Below are 19,712 nucleotides of genomic sequence, written 5' to 3' on the forward strand. Positions count from 1 at the left end.
GAGACTCACACCGACGCCGGCCGGCACGCAGTCCGGCTAAACTTCGGCGCCGAGGCGCTGGCTGATGACCGTTGACACCCCGTCGCCCCGCATGGTGACGCCGTACAGCGCGTCGGCAACCTCCATGGTCCGCTTCTGGTGCGTGATGACGATCAGCTGGCTGGACTCACGGAGTTCTTCGAAGATCGTGATGAGCCTGCCCAGGTTGGTGTCGTCCAAGGCAGCCTCCACTTCGTCCATCACATAGAACGGCGACGGGCGCGCCTTGAAGATGGCCACGAGCAGGGCCACCGCGGTCAGTGAACGCTCGCCCCCGGACAGCAGGGAGAGCCGTTTGATCTTCTTGCCGGCCGGCCGTGCCTCCACCTCAATGCCCGTGGTGAGCATGTCTGACGGGTCGGTCAGGACGAGCCGGCCTTCGCCGCCAGGAAAGAGCCGGGCAAATACGCGGACGAACTGCGCCGAGGTGTCCGCGAACGCTTCGGCGAACACCTTCTGGACACGGTCATCCACTTCCTTGATGATGTCCAGCAGATCCTTGCGGCTGGATTTGAGGTCCTCGAGCTGGCTGCTGAGGAACTGGTGCCGTTCCTCCAGGGCAGCGAACTCCTCCAGTGCCAACGGATTCACCCGGCCCAGGGACGAGAGGTCCCGCTCGGCTTTGCGGAGCCGTTTTTCCTGCTCGCCGCGGACGAAGGGTTTGCCTTCGGGGATCGGTCTGCCGTCCTCGTCCACCGCCGCGCGGAGGGCCGCCCACTTGTCGCCGGACCCTTCGGCGGGCACCGGCACCGGCTGGTCCGGACCGTAGTCCGCCACCAGCTGGTCCGGCGACAAGCCGAGCTCCTCAACCGAGCGCAGCTCGAGGGCCTCGATCCGCAGCCGCTGCTGGGTGCGGGCAAGCTCGTCGCGGTGCACCGAATCCGTCAGTTCCGCCAGCTCGCGGCTGAGGGCGTCGTTCTGCGAACGTACCTCCACAAGTTCGCGATCCCTGAGCTCCCGTTCTTCCTCTGCAAGGTCCCGGGCGCGGAGGGCGAGATCCACGGAGACGTCCATGAAACCGATGGCCTGCTCCGCCGCAGCCGAAACAGCCGCAGCGCGGCGAGCCTGGAGCCTGCGGCGGCGGGCACGCCGCGCCGCTTCTTCCCGCGCCCGTCGCTCGGCCACCGCGGCACGTTCCAATGAAAGGGCCCGGTTGCGCGTGGCGGTGAGTTGTTCCTCGGCGCTCCGGAGCGAAAGCCTGGCCTCCATCTCGGCAGACCGTGCCGCCGACGCCGCCAGCGCCAGCTCGTCACGGAGCTCGGCCGAGGGCTCCTCATCCGCGGGGGCCTGCTGGGCTGCGTCGAGTCGGGCGGTCGCAGCTTCGAGTGCCTCCTGCTCGGCCACAATGTTTGCCTCGGCCCTGGCCAGCGACGCGCCGAGCCTTTCGCTCTCCCCCACTGCGCTCCGGAGCACCGAGTTCAGATGGCCCAGCCGTTCGGCCACGGCCGCCAGCCGGGCATCTGATTCGTGGAGACGGTCCAAGGCGGCGTCTGCGCGTTCCTGCGCATCGGCCTTTCGCGCCGAGGCCGAGGCCAGCGCAAACCGGTTCCGTTCGAGGTCGGCGCCAACCGCGGCGAGCCTCGTTTCGGCGTCGTCGACGGCGGCCTGCACTTCCAGCAGGGACGGTGCACTCGCCGAGCCGCCCCGGACGGTTAAGGCTGTGAAAACGTCGCCCGCCCGCGTTGCAACGGTCAGCCCTGGCTGCTCGCGGATAAGCTCCGACGCCGCTTCAAGGCCGTCAACAACCACAGTGGCATCCAGCAAGCTGCGCAGCAGGGTGTCCAGCAGCGGGTCCGCCGCGGCACCGCCGGCGTCAGATGCACTGACCAGGTCCGCAGCCCATCGGGCACCCGGGGCAAGGGGACGTCGGGCCGGCACCGCGGGCACGGCAGGCATCGCCTCCGGGTCGTCCTGCCCCGCCGGGGCCGCCAGCAGCAGCGAGGCGAGTCCGGCGTCGTCGTCCTTAAGCAGTTGCAGCGCTTCGACGGCGGTACCGGCGTCCCGGACGACGACTGCGTCAGAGCAGTTACCCAGTGCAGCGGCGACGGCCGCTTCATAACCGGATTCGACGGAGAGCATCGACGCCAGGGACCCAATGACGCCGGGCAATCCCGAGTCGGCGACGCGGCCGGACCCGTCCTTGCGGTTGAGCCCGAGCTGCAGTGCCTCGCGCCTGGCGAGGAGCGAATCGCGTTCCCGTTCCGCGTCGCGCTCGGCTGACTTCAGCGCTTCAATGTCCGCCAGGATTTCATCCAGGGAAGCGCTGGCATCCTCGTAATCGGCGTCCAGGGATTCCTCGCCGTCCTCGACGCCGGCGACCTGCGATTCCAGCGCCGTGAACTCGCTCTGGGCGCGGCGCCGGCGTTCGTCACCGGCAGCCTGCGAATCCCGGAGCCGGCCAAGTTCGGCTTGTGCAGCCTCAACGCGTGACCGTGCTGCACCGACCTGGCCGGCCAGTTTTGCCAGCCCCTCCCGGCGGTCGGCGGCGGCACGGAGCACCGCAGCCAGCCGTTTGTCTTCGGCACTTGCCGCACTCTCGGCGTCCTGTTTGGCTGCCGTCGCGGCTTCCAGCGCAGTGCGCTTTTGCAGGATCCCGTCTTCCAGGGCGGCTTGTTCCTCGCGGACGCGGGCGGCATTTCTTTCAAGCTGTTCCGGATCCCGTCCCGAGTCCGGGGTCTCGTCCGCGGCGCCCAGCAGCCGGCGGCGTTCCTCCGCAAGCGACCGGAGGGAGCGGAACCTTTCCCGGCCCGCGGATAGCTGGTACCAGGTGTCCCGCGCAGCGTTGAGCTTGGGGGTTGCCTCGGCCGCCTGCCGTTCCAGCGCCGACTGCCGCTGACGACCGTTTTCGAGGCCTTGCTCCACAATGGCCCGGCGCGCCCTCAGCGCGGATTCATCGGCAACCTCCTGGGCCAGGACCGACCGCAACTGCACAAGGTCGTCCGCCAGAAGCCTTGCACGGGCGTCCCGCACTTCAAACTGGACGCTTTGGGCGCGGCGGGCCACTTCCGCCTGCTTGCCAAGCGGGGTCAGCTGCCGCCGGATTTCACTGGTGAGGTCACCCAGTCGCTGCAGGTTCGCCTGCATCGCCTCCAGTTTCCGGACCGTCTTTTCCTTGCGCCGGCGGTGTTTGAGGATCCCTGCCGCCTCTTCGATGAAGCCGCGCCGGTCCTCCGGGGTGGCGTGCAGGACCTTGTCCAGCTGCCCCTGCCCAACGATCACGTGCATTTCCCGGCCGAGGCCTGAATCCGACAGGAGTTCCTGAATGTCGAGGAGACGGCAGCCTGCACCGTTGATGGCGTACTCGGACCCGCCGGTGCGGAACAGCGTCCGAGAGATCGTCACTTCGCTGTACTCGATCGGCAGCGCACCGTCCGTGTTGTCGATCGTCAACGAGACGTGTGCCCGGCCCAGGGGCGGCCGGCCGGACGTACCCGCGAAAATGACGTCCTCCATTTTGCCGCCGCGCAGTGTTTTGGCACCCTGTTCGCCCATGACCCAGGACAAAGCATCCACAACATTGGATTTACCGGAGCCGTTCGGACCGACCACTGCAGTGACGCCCGGCTCAAAGTCGAACGTCGTGGCTGACGCGAACGATTTGAATCCGCGGACGGTCAGGCTCTTGAGGTGCAAGGTGTTTCGGATCTCCTGAGTGGCTGATGTTCTGCGTGGCTGAAGCTGGGTGTTCCTGCCCTAAATCTACTGCGTGGCACCGACAAAGCCCGGATTTGGGCTCCGCTCACCACCGGCCGTTGCGGGGCCGCGGCTGGCAGACGGGGCAGGTGTAGGAGGACCGGTTCATGAATTGTTCGCGCTTCATGAGGCTCACTATTCCTGCAGCTGCGCAGCGCTTGCACTCCTGATTTTCCCTGCCGTAGGCATTAAGGGACCGGTCAAAGTATCCCGAGGCGCCGTTGACGTTGACGTAGAGGGAATCGAAGCTGGTCCCGCCCGCCGCCAGCGCATCCAGCATGACCTCGCGGGCGGCGTCGAGAACCCTCAGGGCATCGCCGCGGCGGAGCGTATCGGTGGGTCGGGCGTAGTGGAGGCGGGCGCGCCACAGCGCCTCATCTGCGTAGATGTTGCCGATGCCGGAAACCAGCCCTTGGTCCAGGAGCGCCCGCTTCAACCCCGTCTTCCGGTTGCGCAAGCGCCGGTAAAAGGAATCGAAGGAAAAGTGCGGGTCCAGGGGATCCCGGGCAATGTGAGCGGCTTCCTCGGCAATGTACGGCGCGGGCACCTCACCCAGGCCGCCGGGTCCGCCGTCGGCCGTGGGAACCAGCGACGTCACGAACAGGCCCCCAAAAATGCGTTGATCCACGAACCTGAGCTGTTCCGGCATGCCGTCAACAGGGCTCAGCCGCAGACGGATCTTCAAGTGCTTTTCGTCCGGCACGCCGGAATCCTGCATCAGCAGCTGGCCGCTCATTCCCAGGTGCGCCATCAGGGCGACGGCAGGCCGGTCGGTGCCCGACTGCGCTGTTACCGACTGCTCCAGGGGGAGCCAGAGGAACTTTCCGCGGCGCACCACATCCAGGACCCGGGCGCCCTCAAGATTGCCCGCGAAGTCCTCGGCGCCGAGTGCATGCCGGCGGATGGAACGCGGATCCAGGACGTCAACGGAGGTGATGGTCCTGCCGCGGACCCAGCTCACCAGGCCGCGGCGGACAACTTCGACTTCCGGCAGTTCGGGCACGAAGAACCTAGAGGTCGGCTTCGGATTCCGCCGGAACGTTTGCCGGGCCCGCAGTCGACAGCTTCCGCCAGGCATCGGCTGCGGCTTCCTGCTCGGCTTCCTTCTTGGAGCGTCCGGCACCCTGCCCGTAATCGGTCCCACCGATCCGGAGCACCGCTACGAACGTCCGCGCGTGGTCCGGGCCTGAACCCTCCACCGCGTAGTAGATGCTGCCCAGCTGGCGGCTGGCTGCGAGCTCCTGGATGCTGGTCTTCCAGTCGGTGCCTGCACCGAGGGCCGCGGCATCCTGAAGCAGCGGACCGATCAGCCGCATGACCAGTTGACGGGCCGTCTCGATGTCGTTGGACACGTAGGTGGCGCCAATGAGCGCTTCCATGGTGTCGGCGAGGATGGACGCCTTGTTCTTGCCGTCGGTGAGCTTTTCGCCCTGTCCGAGGTAGATGTAGTCGCCGATGCCAAGGCTGCGGCCGATTCCTGCAAGCGCCCTGGTGCTCACCACGGCAGAACGCCGCTTGGCAAGGTCACCCTCGGGCAGTGCAGGGTTGTCCCGATACAGGGCATCTGTCACGGAAAAGCCCAGAATGGAATCGCCCAGGAACTCGAGGCGCTCATTGGTGGGTATGCCGCCGTTTTCGTAGGCATAGGAGCGATGTGTCAGAGCAAGACGAAGCGTCCCGGCGTCAATAGAGACACCGAGACGCTTCAAAAGCTCTTCAGTTGAAGACGTCATGTTCAGCCAGTGGGCCGATTAGACGTCCGCGACCTTGCGGCCCTTGTACTCAAGGAACAGCGCAGTGCCAGCCGAGTCGGTAACGACCTTTGCCTGGTGCGGCAGGCTGTAGGTAACCTGGCCGTTCTCAACGGTCTTCACCAGGTGGGGGGCGGTTGCCTTCCACTGGGAGCGGCGGGCGCGGGTATTCGAGCGAGACATTTTCCGCTTCGGGACAGCCACGGCTAACTCATTTCTCTCTAGAAAAACACTTACAAATCAATTTTGCCGGTCAGGCTTAGCCAGATCAGCTAGGGCAGCCCAGCGAGGATCTACGACCTCGTGGTGATGCCCCGGCTCGTCTTCCAGGCGTACTCCGCATTCGGAGCAAAGGCCCTGGCAGTCTTCCCGGCACACCGGCTGGAACGGCAGCATGGTTACAACTGCGTCCCGCAACACCGGCTCAAGATCGATTAAATCGTGCTCGATTCGATATTGCTCTTCTTCGTCTTCTTCATCGGAGAACTGGGCGTCCTCGTAGAAGAAAAGTTCTTGCACATTGACCTCGAGGTCATACGCAAGGGGATCCAGGCATCGGCCGCACTCGCCGGTTACTTCGACGTGAACGGTTCCTGATACCAGGATTCCTTCGTGTACGGCCTCCAGTCGCAGATCCAGCTCGACATCCGAGCCTTCCTGCACGCCAATGAGGGCCACACCAAGGTCACTTGGTGCGGGTACATGTTCCGTCAGCGTCCGCATGCTCCCCGGACTGCGTCCGAGGTCCTTGACGTCGAACGCCAAGGGCGAACTAGCATCTCGTTTAATGAGAACTCCTGTTGAACATATGACCGACGTACCATCTTAGCCTGATCTTCCGGATGGACTCAAACCGGGCGAAAGCCACACAGTTCAGCACCGCGGGACAAACAAAGGAATGGGTCGCGAATCCGGCCGGGGCCGTTGCGTACCGATCAAGCCTACCCTCTGCGGGGCTGGTCCGGCGACGACTCGCCCGCAAGCAGCCGCTTCAGCACCGACCTCGGCACGTAGTCGGACACACTTCCGCCCAGCGTAAAGACTTCCTTGATTAGCGTGGATGACAAGTGGAGGTAGTGGCCCTCGGTGGGAAGGAAGACCGTTTCCACGCCGCTGAGTTGACGGTTCATGGTGGCCATCGGGAGCTCATAGTCAAAGTCTGAGGACGAGCGCAGGCCCTTCACAATGGCGGACACTCCCCGCTGCCTGCAGTATTCCGCGAGCAGGCCCTCCCCCACAGGCTCCACCACGATGCCGCGGAGCGACGCAAGGGTCTCGCGCGCCATGTCGATCCGCTCCTCCAGGGTGAAACGGTACTTCTTGGCATAGTTGGTGGACACCGCCACAATCACTTCGTCAAAGAGGCCGGCGGCCCTGGCGATGACTTCCAAGTGGCCATTGTGGATCGGGTCGAAGGAGCCTGGGCAAACGGCGCGTCTCATGTTCCGAACCTACCCCATAGACGGAGCGGGATAACATGACTGGATGCCCGAGTCGAACATTCCCTTCACCGTTGCAGGGGGCGTAGTTCTTGTCACCGGAGCCGCCATGGGCATGGGCCGGCTGCACGCCCTCCGTGCCGCCCGGGAAGGCGCCGCAGTGGTGATCCTGTGGGATGTGGACGGCGTCGGACTGGAACGCGTTGCCGGCGAAGTCACGGCCCTCGGCTCTCGTGCCGTGGCCCGGCAAGTGGATCTTGCGGACCGTGACGCCATTGCGGCGGCCGCACGCGAATGCACGGCGGACGGCCCCCTGACGCTGCTGGTGAATAACGCCGGAATCGTGCGCGGCGCCCTGTTCTGGGAGCACCGGCCCGCCCCGGACATCGCGTTGACCATGGAAGTCAACGCTCTGGCTCCGATGTACGTAACCTTGGCGTTCCTGCCGGGCATGATGGCCGACGGCGCGCGCCCCCGCCGGATTTTGAACGTCGCCTCTGCCGCCGGAACAGTGTCAAACCCGCGAATGAGCGTTTATGCAGCTTCCAAGTGGGCCATGGTGGGCTGGAGCGACTCGCTGCGGATCGAACTGGAGCAGGAGGGCTATCGGCATCTCCGGGTCACAACGTTCTGTCCGAGCTACATTTCCACCGGAATGTTCGCCGGCGCCCGGGGTCCGTTGCTCACGCCGCTCATGACTCCCGATGACGCGGTCCGGCGGTCGTGGCGGGCAATGGCCGCGGGACGCCCGCTCCTGATCGCTCCGGCGACGGCCAATCTCGGCAAGGTCCTTCGGGGGATTCTCCCGGTCCGCGCATGGGACTTCATCGGCGGACGAATCTTCCGGATCTACGCGGGCATGGAAAAATTCACCGGACGGGCAGAGAACTCCGTCACCAACCGACAGGCAGGCAAACAGTGAGCACAACAGTTCCGGCACCGTGGCAGCGGGCAGCGTCGGGAGCGAACCTGCTGGCAGCCGACGGCACCCTCGGTGTCACAATCTTCGAGGAGATGACCACCCTCGCGGTCCGGACCGGCGCCATCAACCTTGGCCAGGGCTTCCCCGATGAGGACGGCCCGGCGGAAATCAAAGCGGCCGCCCAGGCGGCGATCAGCTCGGGCGCCAACCAGTACGCGCCCGGCAAGGGAATCCTTTCCCTCCGGGAGGCCATTTCGGCACACCAGCAGCGGTTCTATGGACTGGCCCCGGACCCGGAAACTGAAGTCATCGTTACCACCGGCGCCACCGAAGCCATCGCGGCCTCGCTGCTGGCCCTTGTGGAGCACGGCGACGAAGTGCTCACGTTCGAACCCTTCTATGACTCCTACGGCGCGATGATCGGGCTGGCAGGAGCCACGCACGTGACGGCTCCACTGCTGGCTCCCGATTTCATGCCGGACATGGCTGCCCTGGAAGCGGCCTTCAGCAGCCGCACCAAGGTTGTGCTCATCAACAATCCGCACAATCCCACCGGCGCCGTTTTTCCGCGCGAAGTGCTGCAGCGGGTCGTCGAACTTGCTACCAGGCACAATGCCGTGATCATCACCGATGAGGTGTACGAGCACCTGACGTTCGGTGTACAGCACATCCCTGTGGCTACGCTGCCAGGCGCTGCCGGCCGGACCATCACCATTTCCTCGGCAGGCAAGACGTTCTCCTTTACCGGCTGGAAGATCGGCTGGCTGAGCGGACCCGAACACCTCGTGTCGGCCATCAGGACCGTGAAGCAGTTCCTGAGCTACAGCTCCGGCACGCCGTTCCAGAACGCCATCGCCGTGGGGCTGGCCCTTCCGGACGATTTCTACACCGGAATCTCCGAGACCCTCAGGCGGAAGCGGGACATCCTCAGCGACGGGCTCAGGGCTGCCGGCCTGGACGTGTTCACCCCGCAGGGAACGTATTTCGTGAATGTGGACACTGCCCCACTGGGGATCTCCGATTCCGTCGACCTGGCCCGGAGGCTGCCGGACCTGGTGGGCGTCGCTGCAATCCCGGTGCCCGTCTTCTGCCACGCCGCGGGTGCCGAACGGACCCGCAGCCTGCTCCGTTTTGCCTTCTGTAAAAAGACTGAGGTCCTTGAAGAGGCCGCATCGAGGCTCGCTACGCTCCGCGACAGGCTCTGACGATGCCTCCGCGGCCCGCAGCAGGGTCACGCTTCCTCCGGACCACCGGCCAGCACGCGACCATCGAACCGGACACCTTTACGGAGGGATCCTTTGTGCTGAGCATCGGCGGCGCGGAGCAGTCCCACGTGAATCTCGCCGAACCGGGCGAAATATTCTACGAATACCTCCGTCGGATCGGACACGTCGTGGACCTGGCTGCACCTGCGGGCGAGCCCGTGAGCGCCCTGCATCTTGGCGCCGGGGCGCTGACGCTGGCCCGCTATATCCAAGCGACCCGACCGGGGTCCCTGCAGTACGCCGTGGAACTCGAGCGGGAGCTGCTGGACTTCGTCCTGCAGCAGTTGCCGATGCCGGACGGAACGGTGCTGCACACGCTGATCGGCGACGCCCGGGACGCACTGGCGGAGCTCCCGGCTGAGCTGCGTTTCGACGTCGTGATCCTGGATATCTTCTCCGGCCCGGAGGCGCCTGCGCACATTGCCTGCGCCGGGTTCTACGCAGAAGCGGCGGCCCGGCTGACGCCACGGGGAGTGCTGATCGTCAACGTGGGTGATGAGCCCGGGCTGACGCTGGTCCGGAGCCAGGTGGCAGCGTTGCGGCAGGTCATGGACGGCGTGGCTGCGTTCGCAGAGTCCGGGATGTTCGCCGGGCGCCATCCCGGCAACATCATCCTCATAGGAACGCAGGGTCCGTGGCCGGCGGGATGGACCGGGGAGCTGACGGCGCGCGGCCCGCACCCCGGGACGGTGCTGGCCGGCGTGGACCTCGACGCGATCTCAGACTAGTCAGCTGCCGCCGCCCACGGGTTCGGCAAACCACAGCTTGGTCTCGCCGTACTTCTTCTCGGCAAACCGTTCCAACGACGCCGGCCACCCCGGTTCCGGGCTGCGGGACGAGCGCTCCACAACTACGACGGCGGCCTCCGCCAGGTAGGGTGACAGCTCCTCCAGCACAGCGGCCATGGCGGGCTCGTCCAGCGGATACGGCGGGTCAAGGAACACAAGGTCCCACAGGGTTCCCGGCACGGTCCGTTCCAGGAAGGATTCCACCCGGGACCGGTGGACCGACACCGCCTTGCGGCCCACGGACCCGTTAATAAGGTCCGCGTTGCGCTGGCAGACCTCGCTGGCCTTGCCGTCGAACTCCACGAGGTCAACAGTCTCCGCCCCGCGGCTGGCACTTTCCACCCCCAGCGCGCCGGAGCCCGCATAGAGATCGAGCACACGGGCCCCCGCCACCACGTTGAAGGCCTCTAGCCGTGAGAAAAGTGCTTCCTTGACGCGGTCAGTGGTAGGACGGGTCATGGACCCGGGCACGCTGACCAGCGGCATTCCCCCGCCGGTGCCCGCGATGATACGGCTCATGCGCGTGCCCCCATGTCGCCTGCAGCTGCGCGCCCTCTTCTAGCCACGCTCAAGGAACGCCTCCTTTTCGGGGTTCAAGTACTCTTCGATTGCCTCCGCTAGTGCGGAATGGTCCGCCAGCGCCGGATCCGAGGCCACGATCTGCTGCGCGTCCTGGCGTGCCTTCGCAATGATGTCCTCATGTTCCAGCACTCGCAGCAGTTTCAGCGCAGAGCGTCCGCCGGACTGCGAGGCCCCGAGGATGTCCCCTTCACGGCGCAGCTTCAAGTCCTCCTGCGACAGCTCGAAGCCATCGGTGGTGGCTGCCACGGCGTCCAGCCGGCGGCGGCTGGGGTGGCCGGGTTCCAGGGTGGTCACCAGGAGGCAGGTGCCGGGCAAACCGCCGCGGCCCACCCGTCCGCGAAGCTGGTGCAGCTGCGATATTCCGAATCTGTCCGCGTCCAGGATCACCATCAGCGTGGCGTTGTGGACGTCAACGCCCACCTCGATCACGGTGGTGGACACCAGCAGTTTGGTTTCATTCGCCGTGAAGGACGCCATGGTTGCGGACTTCAGGACCGGATCCTGCCTGCCGTGCAGCGGTGCCAGCGAAACGCCGGCCAGCGCAGGTTCGTCCTGGAGATGTTCGACGACGGCCGTGACGGACGCTAGCTCGCGGGCAGGTCCGTCCCCTTCCAGGTCGGCGGCCGTCGGTTCCGCTTCCCCGGGGCTGAAGTCGCCGTCGTCGTCCTCGCCGATCTTGGGACACACCACGTAGACCTGGTGGCCGGCGTCGATCTCTTCCCGGGACCGGGACCAGATACGGCCGGCCCAGCCGGGATTTTCGGCGAGTCCAACCACGTGCGTTGAAATGGGGGCGCGGCCCGCCGGCAGTTCGTCCAGCACCGATGTTTCGAGGTCGCCGAACACGGTCATGGCCACGGTCCTCGGAATTGGGGTGGCAGTCATCACCAGCAGGTGGGGCGGTTTGCTGGCCTTCGCACGGAGGGCGTCGCGCTGCTCCACACCGAAACGGTGCTGCTCATCAACGACAATCAGCCCGAGGTCGTAGAACGAGACATTGTCACTCAGCAGCGCATGCGTTCCGATCACGATCCCGGCCGTGCCCGAGGCCGCGTCCAGCATGGCCTGCTTGCGGGCAGCGGTGGGCATGGATCCGGTGAGCAGCGTCACCTGCACGGCGTCGGGCCCGGACCCGCCCAGGAGTCCGTCCCTGGACAGCGGACCGAGCGTCCGGCGGATGGATTCGAAGTGCTGCCCGGCCAGGACTTCGGTAGGCGCCAGCAGCGCGGCCTGCCCGCCGGCGTCAACCACCTGGAGCATGGCGCGCAGGGCAACGATGGTCTTGCCTGAGCCCACCTCGCCCTGGAGGAGCCGGTTCATGGGGCTGTCCTGCGAGAGCTCCTCCGCGAGGGTCTTGCCGACGGCGGACTGGCCGGCGGTGAGGGTGAACGGCAACTGGCGGTCGAACGCCGTCAGAATTGCGCCTGCGACCGGCCGCCGGGCCGTGGCCTCTTCGGCCGCCAGCTGGGCGCGGCGCCGGGCAAGGGCGGACTGCAGTACGAGGGCTTCCTGGTACCGGAACCGGTCCCGGGCGCGTTGCCAGTCCCCCGGCACTTCCGGCGTGTGGATGAGCCGGTAGGCTTCGGCAGCCGGCAGGAACTTTTCCCGTGACGAGACTTCCGCCGGCAGGGGGTCGTCCAGGAGTTCCAGGTCGACCGTGTCCAGAAGGGTTGAGATCACTTTCTGGATGGACCAGCTGGTGAGTTTGGCTGTTGCCGGATAGATCGGGATGGGCATGGCGGCGAGCTTCTCCGGGTCCATGCCCGGAGTGTCAGGATCCTCATCGAGCAGCTGGAAGTCAGGGTTCGTGAGGCTCAGGCTGCCGGCGTACCGGGTGACTTTGCCCGAGAACAGGGCCCGCCGGCCCGGGAGCAGCTCCGCTTTGGCGCGGTAACCGTTGAAGAAGCTCACCTTCAGGGTGCCGGCGTCATCCGTGATCACGACGTCCGTCAGGGTGCCGCGGCGCGCCCGCATGGCGCGCGTGCTGCTGGACACGACGCGCGCGATCAGGGTGACCTCTTCATCCAGCGGGACCTCGCTGATGGGCGTCAGCTCACCCCGGCTGAGGTAACGGCGCGGAAAGTAGTTGAGCAGTCCGCCGACCGTGGTGATTCCGAGGTGTTTCTCAATGACGGCTGCGGAACGTTTGCCGATGCGGCGTTCCAGGCCCAGTTCCAGCTCAGCGTTCATGTCAGTCGGGGTCCCGGGGCAGGGCGAGCTGGCTGACAGAGATGTCCGTGGGTTCCCCGAGGGAGCCGATCAGTGCCACGGCCGGTTCCGGGGCCGGGACGTGGACGTGCACCCGCCAGCGGTATTTTCCGTCGGCGTCCATGGCACCGCCCACCTGGCTCATGATCACCGAATCACCCATTTCATCAAGCCGCTGGCGCAGTGTTGCGGCGTCCAGCGGCGAAAGGCTGATGGTGCACATGACTTCCACGCCGTCGTCGTCGGGCATGTCCGCATGGATGTGCGGATCCTGGACGTCGTAGCCGTGGAGGCCGTCCAGCATTTCACTTTGAAGTTCCTCGCCGAGCACCGCCGAGCGCAGGCAGTCGAGGATGAGGAGCATTCCGACCCCTCCGGCGTCCACGACATGGGCCTCGTGCAGGGCAGCCAACTGGTCTTCGGTCCGGACGACCGCTTCGAGGGCTGCCTCAACCGCTGCATCGAGGGCAAGTCCCAGGGCGTGGTTGCTGTCGTCGCCGTTCTGGTCGGCATCCACTCCGGCGGCAGCGCGCGCAGCCGCCTCCATGACCGAGAGCATGGTTCCCGGAACGGGATCGCTCAAGGCGGACCAGGCCCGGATCTGGGCGCGGTTGAGTGCGGCTGCCAGCAGTGGCGAACTCAGGCGGGTATGGCCGGCCAACGGCTCCGCGGCGGCGCACAGGAACACCGAGAACAGGGTTCCCGAATTGCCGCGGGCCTGTTCCATGGCGGCCTGGCCTGCCCGTGCAAGCACGGCCCCGACGTCCTGCTGGCCCGGTGTCCTCCCGGGCTGCTGCGCAAGTTCGGTGTCAGGTGATGTTGCCGGGCTGTTCAGGGCCTGCGCGGCGGCACGGACGGTCAGGTACAGGTTGGTGCCGGTGTCGCCGTCGGCCACGGGAAAAATGTTGATGGCGTTGAGGCGGTCGCTGTGGTTTCCGAGCGCTGTTTCGGCCTTGCCCAACCACCGCTTCATCGCTTGCGCGTTGGCGGCAATCTTAGTCTGCAAAGTGATCCCATCCCACAGTGTCCGCGGGCCGGCCCGCTATCTTCACGCCAGTGCTTTCCGTTGGTGCAAGGGCTTCTACTGAGCCTATCGCAGCGAAACCCGGAGGCAGCTGTACGTCCGCGGGGAATGTGGCAAGGAGGCCATGATCTTCTCCGCCGCCCAGCACCCAGGCCATGGCGTCCCCGTCCACCGCGTCCGCGGCGGCGGCCAGCGGCTCCGTGAGCAGCTTCAGTGCGGCCGGATCGAGGTTCAGGACGACGCCGCTGGCGGCGGCCAGGCGGCTGCCGTCGCGTACCAGTCCGTCGGAAATGTCCAACATGGCCGAGGCGCCCGAAGCCAGTGCAGCCGGCCCGGCCGCCAGCGGCGGAAGCGGCCGGCACTGCCTGTCCATAACGGTTCGCAGCGCCGGACTAAGCAGGTCAACGGCCGGCCCGGATTCAAGCAGGGCAAGCCCGGCTGCCGCGTGCCCCACCGTTCCGGCCAGGGCGACGGTATGGCCCGGGCGGGCGCCCGAGCGCAGAACAGGCTGCTGCCCGGCCAGGGTGCCCAGGATGGCCACCGTGACCGCGAGTTCGCGGCCACGCCCGAGGTCACCGCCGGCCACCGAACATCCGTCGGCGCCGAGGTCACGGATGGCATGGGAAAGCCCGTCGGCAAAATCCTCGACCCAAAAAACGGGCGTCTCCGGCGGCAGGGTCAGACTCACCACCATGGCCGTGGACTGCGCGCCCATGGCATTGATGTCGCTGAGGTTTTGCGCCGCAGCCTTCCAGCCGACGTCGAAGCCAGTGGTCCGGTATCCGTTGCGCCACACCAGCCGGAAATCCTGGTCCTGTACCTGGGTGTCGATGCTGACCACGGTCCGGCCATCCGGGGCTGCCACGATGGCGGCGTCATCACCGGGTCCCAGTAGAAGCGCCGAGCCTTCAGCGGTTCCGCCGTTCGGGTGCAGATTGTTCAGGCGCGGGAAGATCCTGGCAAGGAGTTCGGATTCGGAAAGTCCGCCGACAGTGAGGTGAGATTCAGGCACACCACTACGCTACAGTCCGGGACCGACATCTGGTTCCGGAGCCGGGTGCCGCCCTCCCCTGCCCGTCCGGCCGGCCGCCCGGGCCGGGATAGGCTTAAACAATGCACCAGCCCCGCACTCCGGTTTCCCTCCGTTCGCTCCGCCTGCCCGCAACGGCGGCGGCAGTGGTGCTGGCCCTCAGCGGATGCGCACCCGTGGTGGATGTGGCGCCGGCCAAGGATGCGGCCAACCCGGCCTGCGCTCCCATGATGGTGGCCCTTCCGGACACCATGGGAGATGCGGGGCTGCGGAAGACCAACAGCCAGGCAACCGCCGCGTGGGGCGATCCGTCCAGGGTCATCCTCCGCTGCGGGGTCAATGTTCCCGGCCCCACCACCGACCGCTGCGTCAGCGTCAACGGCATCGACTGGGTCATCAAGGAAGGCGACCCCGTGTGGACGCTGACCACCTTCGGCCGCGAACCGGCCACGGAGATCCTCATGGACCCCGACCAGATCAGTTCCGCGACCGTGCTGGCGGAGCTCTCGGCTGCTGCAGGGAAGATCAAGGCCACGCGGAACTGCGTGGGCCAGGAAGAGCTGCAGGACCTGCCCACCGGGCAGTAGCGTCTCGACAGGTTCGACCACCGGGGGCCCACGCGTCCCCGGCCGGACCCGCCCGCCGCGACGGCGGCTAGCGCAGGCCGGTCTTCCGGTTCAGCGCCAGGTAGATCAGTTCGTCGATGAGTTCCGCGTAGCCCAGCCCGGAGGCGGCCCACATCTGCGGGTACATGCTTTTCGGCGTGAAGCCAGGCATGGTGTTGATCTCATTGATGATCAGCTCACCGTCGGGAGTGTAGAAGAAGTCCACCCGGCTCAGCCCTTCGGCCCCGACAGCGTCGAACGCAGCGGCGGCAAGCTCGCGGACCCGGGCAATCGCCTCGTCGGGGAGGTCTGCCGGGCAGCTAAGCGACGCGGCGTCGTCCTCCACGTATTTTGCGTTGAAGTCATAGAACTCGTGCTCCCCCGGTGCCACGGCGATCTCCCCGGGCATGGACGTGCGCGGGGCATCGGTGCCGCGCCCTTCGAGGACAGCGCATTCGATCTCGCGGCCCACGATTCCAGCCTCGATCACGAGTTTGAGGTCATGCTCCCGGGCCGCCTCGATGGCCGCATCCAGGCCCTCCAGTGAATCCACCTTGGAGATGCCCATGGAAGACCCTGCCCGTGCCGGCTTGACGAATACGGGGTACCCCAGCAGGTCAACGCGTTTGCGGACGGATTCGGGGTCAGTGATCCACTGGCGGTCCGTCACGGCAATGTAGGGCCCCACCTGCAGGCCGGCGGCTTCGAAGACCACCTTCATGTAGTGCTTGTCCATGCCGACGGCGGAGGCCAGCACGCCGGCGCCCACGTAGCGGGTATCCGACAGTTCCAGCAGGCCCTGGATGGTGCCGTCTTCGCCGAACGGTCCGTGGAGCAGCGGGAAGACAACGTCCACGGTGCCGAGTTCCTGCGGCACTTCGTTCGGGGACGCCACGATGAGCTGGTGTTCTCCGCCGATCTCAGCAAGCGTTACCGTCCGGGCCGACGGCGCCACCTCGGGAAGTGAGGAGGCCGAGAGGGACCACTGCCGGGTGTCCCCCGGGGCGAGGACCCACTGGCCGGTCTTGGCGATGCCGATGGGTATGACATCGTACTTGTCGTAATCGATGGCCCCGAGAACGCCGGCGGCCGTGACGCAGCTGACGGCGTGCTCGCTGGAGCGGCCCCCAAACAAAACGGCGACGCGGGGTTTGGTGTGGCCGGGGCCGGTGTTCTTGTTCACTTGTTCTTCCGACACAGTCAGTAGTCGCCTTCGGATTTCAGGTCCCGGGCCAGCAGCAGCGGTCCCAGTTCGTCAACGGACAATTTTCCGGCCAGCACGGCAACCACTGCCGCGGTGATGGGCATCTCGACGCCCAGCTTTCCGGCAAGTTCGTGCACGGCCTGCCCGGACTTGATCCCTTCGGCTGTCTGGGTCATTTCGGCGGTGACCTGTTCCAGCGTCAGCCCCTTGCCCAGCAGGCGTCCGGCGGTGTGGTTCCGGGACAGCGGTGAGGAGCAGGTGGCGACGAGGTCGCCGAGGCCGGCCAGGCCGGCCATGGTTTGCGCTTCTCCTCCGAGCGCCAGGGCAAGCCTGGAGGTCTCTGCAAGCCCGCGGGTAATGACCGAGGCTTTGGTGTTGTCACCCATCCTTTTGCCTTCGCAGATACCGACCGCCAGGGCGATCACGTTCTTCACGATGCCGCCGATTTCAACGCCGACGACGTCGGTGGTGGTGTACGGCCGGAAATACGGTGCGGTGCAGCTGCGGGCGATCCAGGAGGCCACCTCTGCGTCGGAACAGGCCACCACCGAGGCGGTGGGTTCCTCGCGGGCGATTTCCATGGCCAGGTTCGGTCCGGACACCACGGCAATCCTGTCGGCTTTGATACCCAGTTCCTCGCAGATGACCTCGCTCATGCGGGCATCCGAACTGAGTTCGAGGCCTTTCATCAGGGAAACCACGTAGGCATCCGGGGATATCAGGCGCCGCCACTCGCGCAGCTGCAGCCGCAGCGACTGGGCTGGAACCGCCAGCACCACCAGGTCGGCGCCGGAAAGCACCTCCGCAACCTCGGTGGAAGCCGTAATGCTGTGCGGGAGGTCAATGTCCTTAAGGTACTGCGGGTTCCGGTGCCGGGTGTTGATCTGCTCAACAACCTCGGCGCGGCGCCCCCAGAGCCGTATGCTCCGCTGGACGCCGGATGCCGTTGCTGCATCGGCAAGGATCTTGGCAAAGGTGGTGCCCCAGGACCCTGCTCCGAGGACAGCGACTGACAAGGCTGAGCCCGCTGCGGCTTGTTCAGGGGTCATTTGCCGCCCCGATCGATGTTGCGCCCATGTTTGCTCTGGTTGTGGGCGGCGGGATCCCACCGCTCAGCGGGAGGCTGTTCCGATCGCAGGGTTGCCAGGAGCCCGGTGATGGCTTCCATGATGACGCCGGTGGCGGCCGTCAGCGTGGCCTTGTCCAGCGGCCGGCCCTCAAAAGCGCTGAGGTCCACGGGGTCGCCCACGATGACGCGTGAGGTCTGTCGGGGAAACAGATGGAACCGCTTCGCATAGCGCGGGAACACCTGATGGGCTCCCCAGTGCGCCATGGGAACCACGGGAATTCCGCTTTCGAGCGCCATCCTGGCGGCACCGGTGTGCCCCTTCATCGGCCACAGCTCCGGATCCCGGGTCAGTGTGCCTTCGGGGTAGATGATGATGGCCCCGCCTTCGTCCACCACTTCCCTGGCGACGTTCAGCGAACGGTTGGCGCCCGCCGTCGAGCGTTCCACCGGGATCTGTTTGGTGGCCCGCAGCACCGCTCCGAGGACCGGCACCTTAAACAGGCCGCCCTTGGCCAGGAAGTGCGGCATCCGCTTCTGGTTGTACAGCATGTGGCCGATGACCAGCGGGTCGATCTCGGTGCAGTGGTTGGGGGCGGCGATGAAGCCGCCCGCCGGGAGTTTTTCCAGCCCTTCCCACTTCTTGTTCATCAGCAGGTTCATCACGGGCCTGACGATCCCGGCGACGATGACAAAGGTGATGCGGCTCTTGGCCGTTTCCTTCACTGGGTCCCCGTTACTTGGCTGAAGTGATGTCGAAATCGGCGCCCAGCCCGGCGAGCTTCTCCGTGAAGCGCTCGTAACCGCGGTTGATGATGTCTATTCCGGTCACCCGGGACGTACCCGTGGCGGCCAGTGCGGCGATGAGGTGGCTGAAGCCGCCCCGGAGGTCCGGGACGTCGATGTCGGTGCCTTTGAGCTGTGTGGGTCCCGAGATGACGGCGGAGTGCAGGAAGTTGCGCTGGCCGAAACGGCACGGCACGCTGCCGAGGCATTCCCGGTGCACCTGGATGTTGGCCCCCATCCGGATGAGAGCGTCGGTGAATCCGAAACGGTTCTCGTAGACGGTTTCGTGGACGATGGACACGCCCTCGGCCTGGGTCAGGGCAACCACGAGGGGCTGCTGCCAGTCCGTCATGAAGCCAGGATGGACGTCCGTTTCCAGGACGAGCGGGTTCAGCTTGCCGCCCCGGTGGTAGAAACGGATGCCGTCCTCACCGATGTCCATGCCGCCGCCCACCTTGCGGTAGGTGTTCAGGAACGTCATCATGTCGCGCTGGGAGGCGCCCTCCACGAAGATGTCTCCGCGCGTCACGAGTGCCGCCGATGCCCAGGACGCGGATTCGTTCCGGTCCGAGAGGGCTCGGTGGTTGTAGCCACCGAGATCCTTCACGCCTTCGATCCGGATGGTGCGGTCTGTCTGGACGCTGATGATGGCGCCCATCTTCTGCAGCACGGCAATGAGATCGATGATTTCCGGTTCCGTGGCGGCGCCGGAAAGCTCCGTGATGCCCTCGGCGCGGGTGGCGCTGAGCAGAACCTGCTCAGTTGCCCCCACCGACGGGTACGGCAGCGAGATCTTGGCGCCTTGGAGTCCCTTGGGCGCGGAAATGTGGATGCCGCCCGGACGCTTTTCCACGACGGCCCCGAACTGGCGCAGCACGTTCAGGTGGTAATCGATGGGGCGGTCGCCGATTTTGCAGCCGCCCAGGTCGGGAATGAACGCTTCCCCGATGGCGTGGATCAGCGGGCCGCACAACAGGATGGGAATCCTGGAGTCGCCGGCGTGGGCATCGATGGCGGTGCTCGATGCGGTCTTGGCACCCTTCGGGTCCAGGGTCAGATCACCGGTAACCGGGTCCTTTTCGACCGTGACGCCGTGGAGCTGGAGCAGGCTGGTGACAACCTCGACGTCCTTGATTTCAGGGACGTTGCGCAGTACGGACGGCTCGTTGCCCAGCAGGGCGGCCACCATGGCCTTGGGGACAAGATTCTTGGCCCCGCGAACGGTGACGCGTCCAGTTAGCGGGACGCCTCCGCGGATTGTCAAAACACTACTCATATACCGGTTTCCTCACGACTACTCGCCCCCAAAT

General features: G+C 66.0%; 18 protein-coding genes. 4 read left to right on the forward strand and 14 right to left on the reverse strand.

Annotated features, from left to right (window positions below):
- Nucleotides 1–36 precede the first annotated feature (36 nt).
- The 6 genes from smc to coaD form a co-directional block, all read right to left on the reverse strand.
- The gene (smc, locus tag ACSQ1X_RS12705) at nt 37–3,672 is read right to left on the reverse strand and encodes a chromosome segregation protein SMC (RefSeq protein WP_436057921.1); all 3,636 of its coding nucleotides are present in this window, start codon (nt 3,670–3,672) and stop codon (nt 37–39) included.
- Between the two features lie 106 nt (nt 3,673–3,778).
- Nucleotides 3,779–4,735: a bifunctional DNA-formamidopyrimidine glycosylase/DNA-(apurinic or apyrimidinic site) lyase gene (mutM, locus tag ACSQ1X_RS12710; RefSeq protein WP_436057922.1), complete on the reverse strand. Its 957-nt coding sequence runs from the start codon at nt 4,733–4,735 to the stop codon at nt 3,779–3,781.
- A 7-nt stretch (nt 4,736–4,742) separates the two neighbouring features.
- Nucleotides 4,743–5,465, reverse strand: coding sequence for a ribonuclease III (rnc, locus tag ACSQ1X_RS12715; RefSeq protein ID WP_436057923.1), 723 nt, complete (start codon nt 5,463–5,465; stop codon nt 4,743–4,745).
- An 18-nt stretch (nt 5,466–5,483) separates the two neighbouring features.
- A complete protein-coding gene (gene rpmF / locus ACSQ1X_RS12720; RefSeq protein WP_009356569.1) occupies nt 5,484–5,687 on the reverse strand; it encodes a 50S ribosomal protein L32 in 204 nt (67 codons plus the stop codon).
- Between the two features lie 36 nt (nt 5,688–5,723).
- Nucleotides 5,724–6,248, reverse strand: coding sequence for a YceD family protein (locus ACSQ1X_RS12725; RefSeq protein WP_436057924.1), 525 nt, complete (start codon nt 6,246–6,248; stop codon nt 5,724–5,726).
- Nucleotides 6,249–6,424: 176 nt separating this feature from the next.
- Nucleotides 6,425–6,925 carry a pantetheine-phosphate adenylyltransferase gene (gene coaD / locus ACSQ1X_RS12730; protein WP_055795976.1) on the reverse strand — a complete coding sequence of 167 codons (501 nt, stop codon included), beginning with the start codon at nt 6,923–6,925 and terminating at the stop codon, nt 6,425–6,427.
- A 43-nt stretch (nt 6,926–6,968) separates the two neighbouring features.
- Here coaD and ACSQ1X_RS12735 point away from each other — a divergent pair, with 43 nt between their 5' ends.
- From ACSQ1X_RS12735 to ACSQ1X_RS12745, 3 genes are read left to right on the forward strand one after another with little or no spacing between them, the layout of a single operon-like run.
- Entirely contained in the window at nt 6,969–7,844 is an 876-nt protein-coding gene (locus ACSQ1X_RS12735) for an SDR family NAD(P)-dependent oxidoreductase (protein ID WP_436057925.1), read from the forward strand.
- Nucleotides 7,841–9,049, forward strand: coding sequence for an aminotransferase class I/II-fold pyridoxal phosphate-dependent enzyme (locus ACSQ1X_RS12740; RefSeq protein WP_436057926.1), 1,209 nt, complete (start codon nt 7,841–7,843; stop codon nt 9,047–9,049). Before ACSQ1X_RS12735 ends, ACSQ1X_RS12740 begins: the two co-directional genes overlap by 4 nt.
- Before the next feature lie 2 nt (nt 9,050–9,051).
- Nucleotides 9,052–9,837: a spermidine synthase gene (locus ACSQ1X_RS12745; RefSeq protein ID WP_436057927.1), complete on the forward strand. Its 786-nt coding sequence runs from the start codon at nt 9,052–9,054 to the stop codon at nt 9,835–9,837.
- Here the strand turns inward: ACSQ1X_RS12745 and rsmD are convergent, their stop codons facing one another.
- Genes rsmD through thiL form a run of 4 tightly spaced genes read right to left on the reverse strand, consistent with a single transcriptional unit; the run spans nt 9,838 to nt 14,723 of the window.
- On the reverse strand, nt 9,838–10,416 hold the full coding sequence (gene rsmD / locus ACSQ1X_RS12750; protein WP_436057928.1) for a 16S rRNA (guanine(966)-N(2))-methyltransferase RsmD: 579 nt from the start codon (nt 10,414–10,416) through the stop codon (nt 9,838–9,840).
- 39 nt (nt 10,417–10,455) lie between these two features.
- Nucleotides 10,456–12,669 (reverse strand): ATP-dependent DNA helicase RecG, encoded by a 2,214-nt coding sequence (locus ACSQ1X_RS12755; protein ID WP_436057929.1) that lies wholly within the window; start codon nt 12,667–12,669, stop codon nt 10,456–10,458.
- A 1-nt stretch (nt 12,670) separates the two neighbouring features.
- On the reverse strand, nt 12,671–13,660 hold the full coding sequence (locus ACSQ1X_RS12760) for a DAK2 domain-containing protein (protein ID WP_055797197.1): 990 nt from the start codon (nt 13,658–13,660) through the stop codon (nt 12,671–12,673).
- 22 nt (nt 13,661–13,682) lie between these two features.
- On the reverse strand, nt 13,683–14,723 hold the full coding sequence (gene thiL, locus ACSQ1X_RS12765; protein WP_436057930.1) for a thiamine-phosphate kinase: 1,041 nt from the start codon (nt 14,721–14,723) through the stop codon (nt 13,683–13,685).
- Nucleotides 14,724–14,824: 101 nt separating this feature from the next.
- Between thiL and ACSQ1X_RS12770 the strand changes: the two genes are divergently transcribed.
- Nucleotides 14,825–15,328 (forward strand): DUF3515 domain-containing protein, encoded by a 504-nt coding sequence (locus ACSQ1X_RS12770; protein ID WP_055795996.1) that lies wholly within the window; start codon nt 14,825–14,827, stop codon nt 15,326–15,328.
- A gap of 67 nt (nt 15,329–15,395) precedes the next feature.
- Here the strand turns inward: ACSQ1X_RS12770 and ACSQ1X_RS12775 are convergent, their stop codons facing one another.
- Genes ACSQ1X_RS12775 through murA form a run of 4 tightly spaced genes read right to left on the reverse strand, consistent with a single transcriptional unit; the run spans nt 15,396 to nt 19,678 of the window.
- Nucleotides 15,396–16,544, reverse strand: coding sequence for a D-alanine--D-alanine ligase family protein (locus ACSQ1X_RS12775; protein WP_082506652.1), 1,149 nt, complete (start codon nt 16,542–16,544; stop codon nt 15,396–15,398).
- A 2-nt stretch (nt 16,545–16,546) separates the two neighbouring features.
- Nucleotides 16,547–17,599: an NAD(P)H-dependent glycerol-3-phosphate dehydrogenase gene (locus ACSQ1X_RS12780; protein ID WP_436057931.1), complete on the reverse strand. Its 1,053-nt coding sequence runs from the start codon at nt 17,597–17,599 to the stop codon at nt 16,547–16,549.
- Entirely contained in the window at nt 17,596–18,342 is a 747-nt protein-coding gene (locus ACSQ1X_RS12785; RefSeq protein ID WP_436057932.1) for a lysophospholipid acyltransferase family protein, read from the reverse strand. The genes ACSQ1X_RS12780 and ACSQ1X_RS12785 overlap by 4 nt, the downstream gene beginning before the upstream one ends.
- 10 nt (nt 18,343–18,352) lie before the next feature.
- Entirely contained in the window at nt 18,353–19,678 is a 1,326-nt protein-coding gene (murA, locus tag ACSQ1X_RS12790; RefSeq protein WP_028271630.1) for a UDP-N-acetylglucosamine 1-carboxyvinyltransferase, read from the reverse strand.
- Nucleotides 19,679–19,712 lie beyond the last annotated feature (34 nt).

Origin of the sequence: Arthrobacter sp. LjRoot78 (assembly GCF_964254335.1) — a bacterium.
GTDB lineage: Bacteria > Actinomycetota > Actinomycetes > Actinomycetales > Micrococcaceae > Arthrobacter.

Excerpts from the sequence above, each read along its gene's own strand:
- rnc (WP_436057923.1), bottom strand. The coding sequence starts at position 5,465 with ATGACGTCTTCAACTGAAGAGCTTTTGAAGCGTCTCGGTGTCTCTATT.
- coaD (WP_055795976.1), bottom strand. The coding sequence starts at position 6,925 with ATGAGACGCGCCGTTTGCCCAGGCTCCTTCGACCCGATCCACAATGGC.
- ACSQ1X_RS12735 (WP_436057925.1), top strand. The coding sequence starts at position 6,969 with ATGCCCGAGTCGAACATTCCCTTCACCGTTGCAGGGGGCGTAGTTCTT.
- ACSQ1X_RS12745 (WP_436057927.1), top strand. The coding sequence starts at position 9,052 with ATGCCTCCGCGGCCCGCAGCAGGGTCACGCTTCCTCCGGACCACCGGC.
- rsmD (WP_436057928.1), bottom strand. The coding sequence starts at position 10,416 with ATGAGCCGTATCATCGCGGGCACCGGCGGGGGAATGCCGCTGGTCAGC.
- ACSQ1X_RS12755 (WP_436057929.1), bottom strand. The coding sequence starts at position 12,669 with ATGAACGCTGAGCTGGAACTGGGCCTGGAACGCCGCATCGGCAAACGT.
- ACSQ1X_RS12760 (WP_055797197.1), bottom strand. The coding sequence starts at position 13,660 with ATGAAGCGGTGGTTGGGCAAGGCCGAAACAGCGCTCGGAAACCACAGC.
- ACSQ1X_RS12770 (WP_055795996.1), top strand. The coding sequence starts at position 14,825 with ATGCACCAGCCCCGCACTCCGGTTTCCCTCCGTTCGCTCCGCCTGCCC.
- ACSQ1X_RS12780 (WP_436057931.1), bottom strand. The coding sequence starts at position 17,599 with ATGACCCCTGAACAAGCCGCAGCGGGCTCAGCCTTGTCAGTCGCTGTC.
- murA (WP_028271630.1), bottom strand. The coding sequence starts at position 19,678 with ATGAGTAGTGTTTTGACAATCCGCGGAGGCGTCCCGCTAACTGGACGC.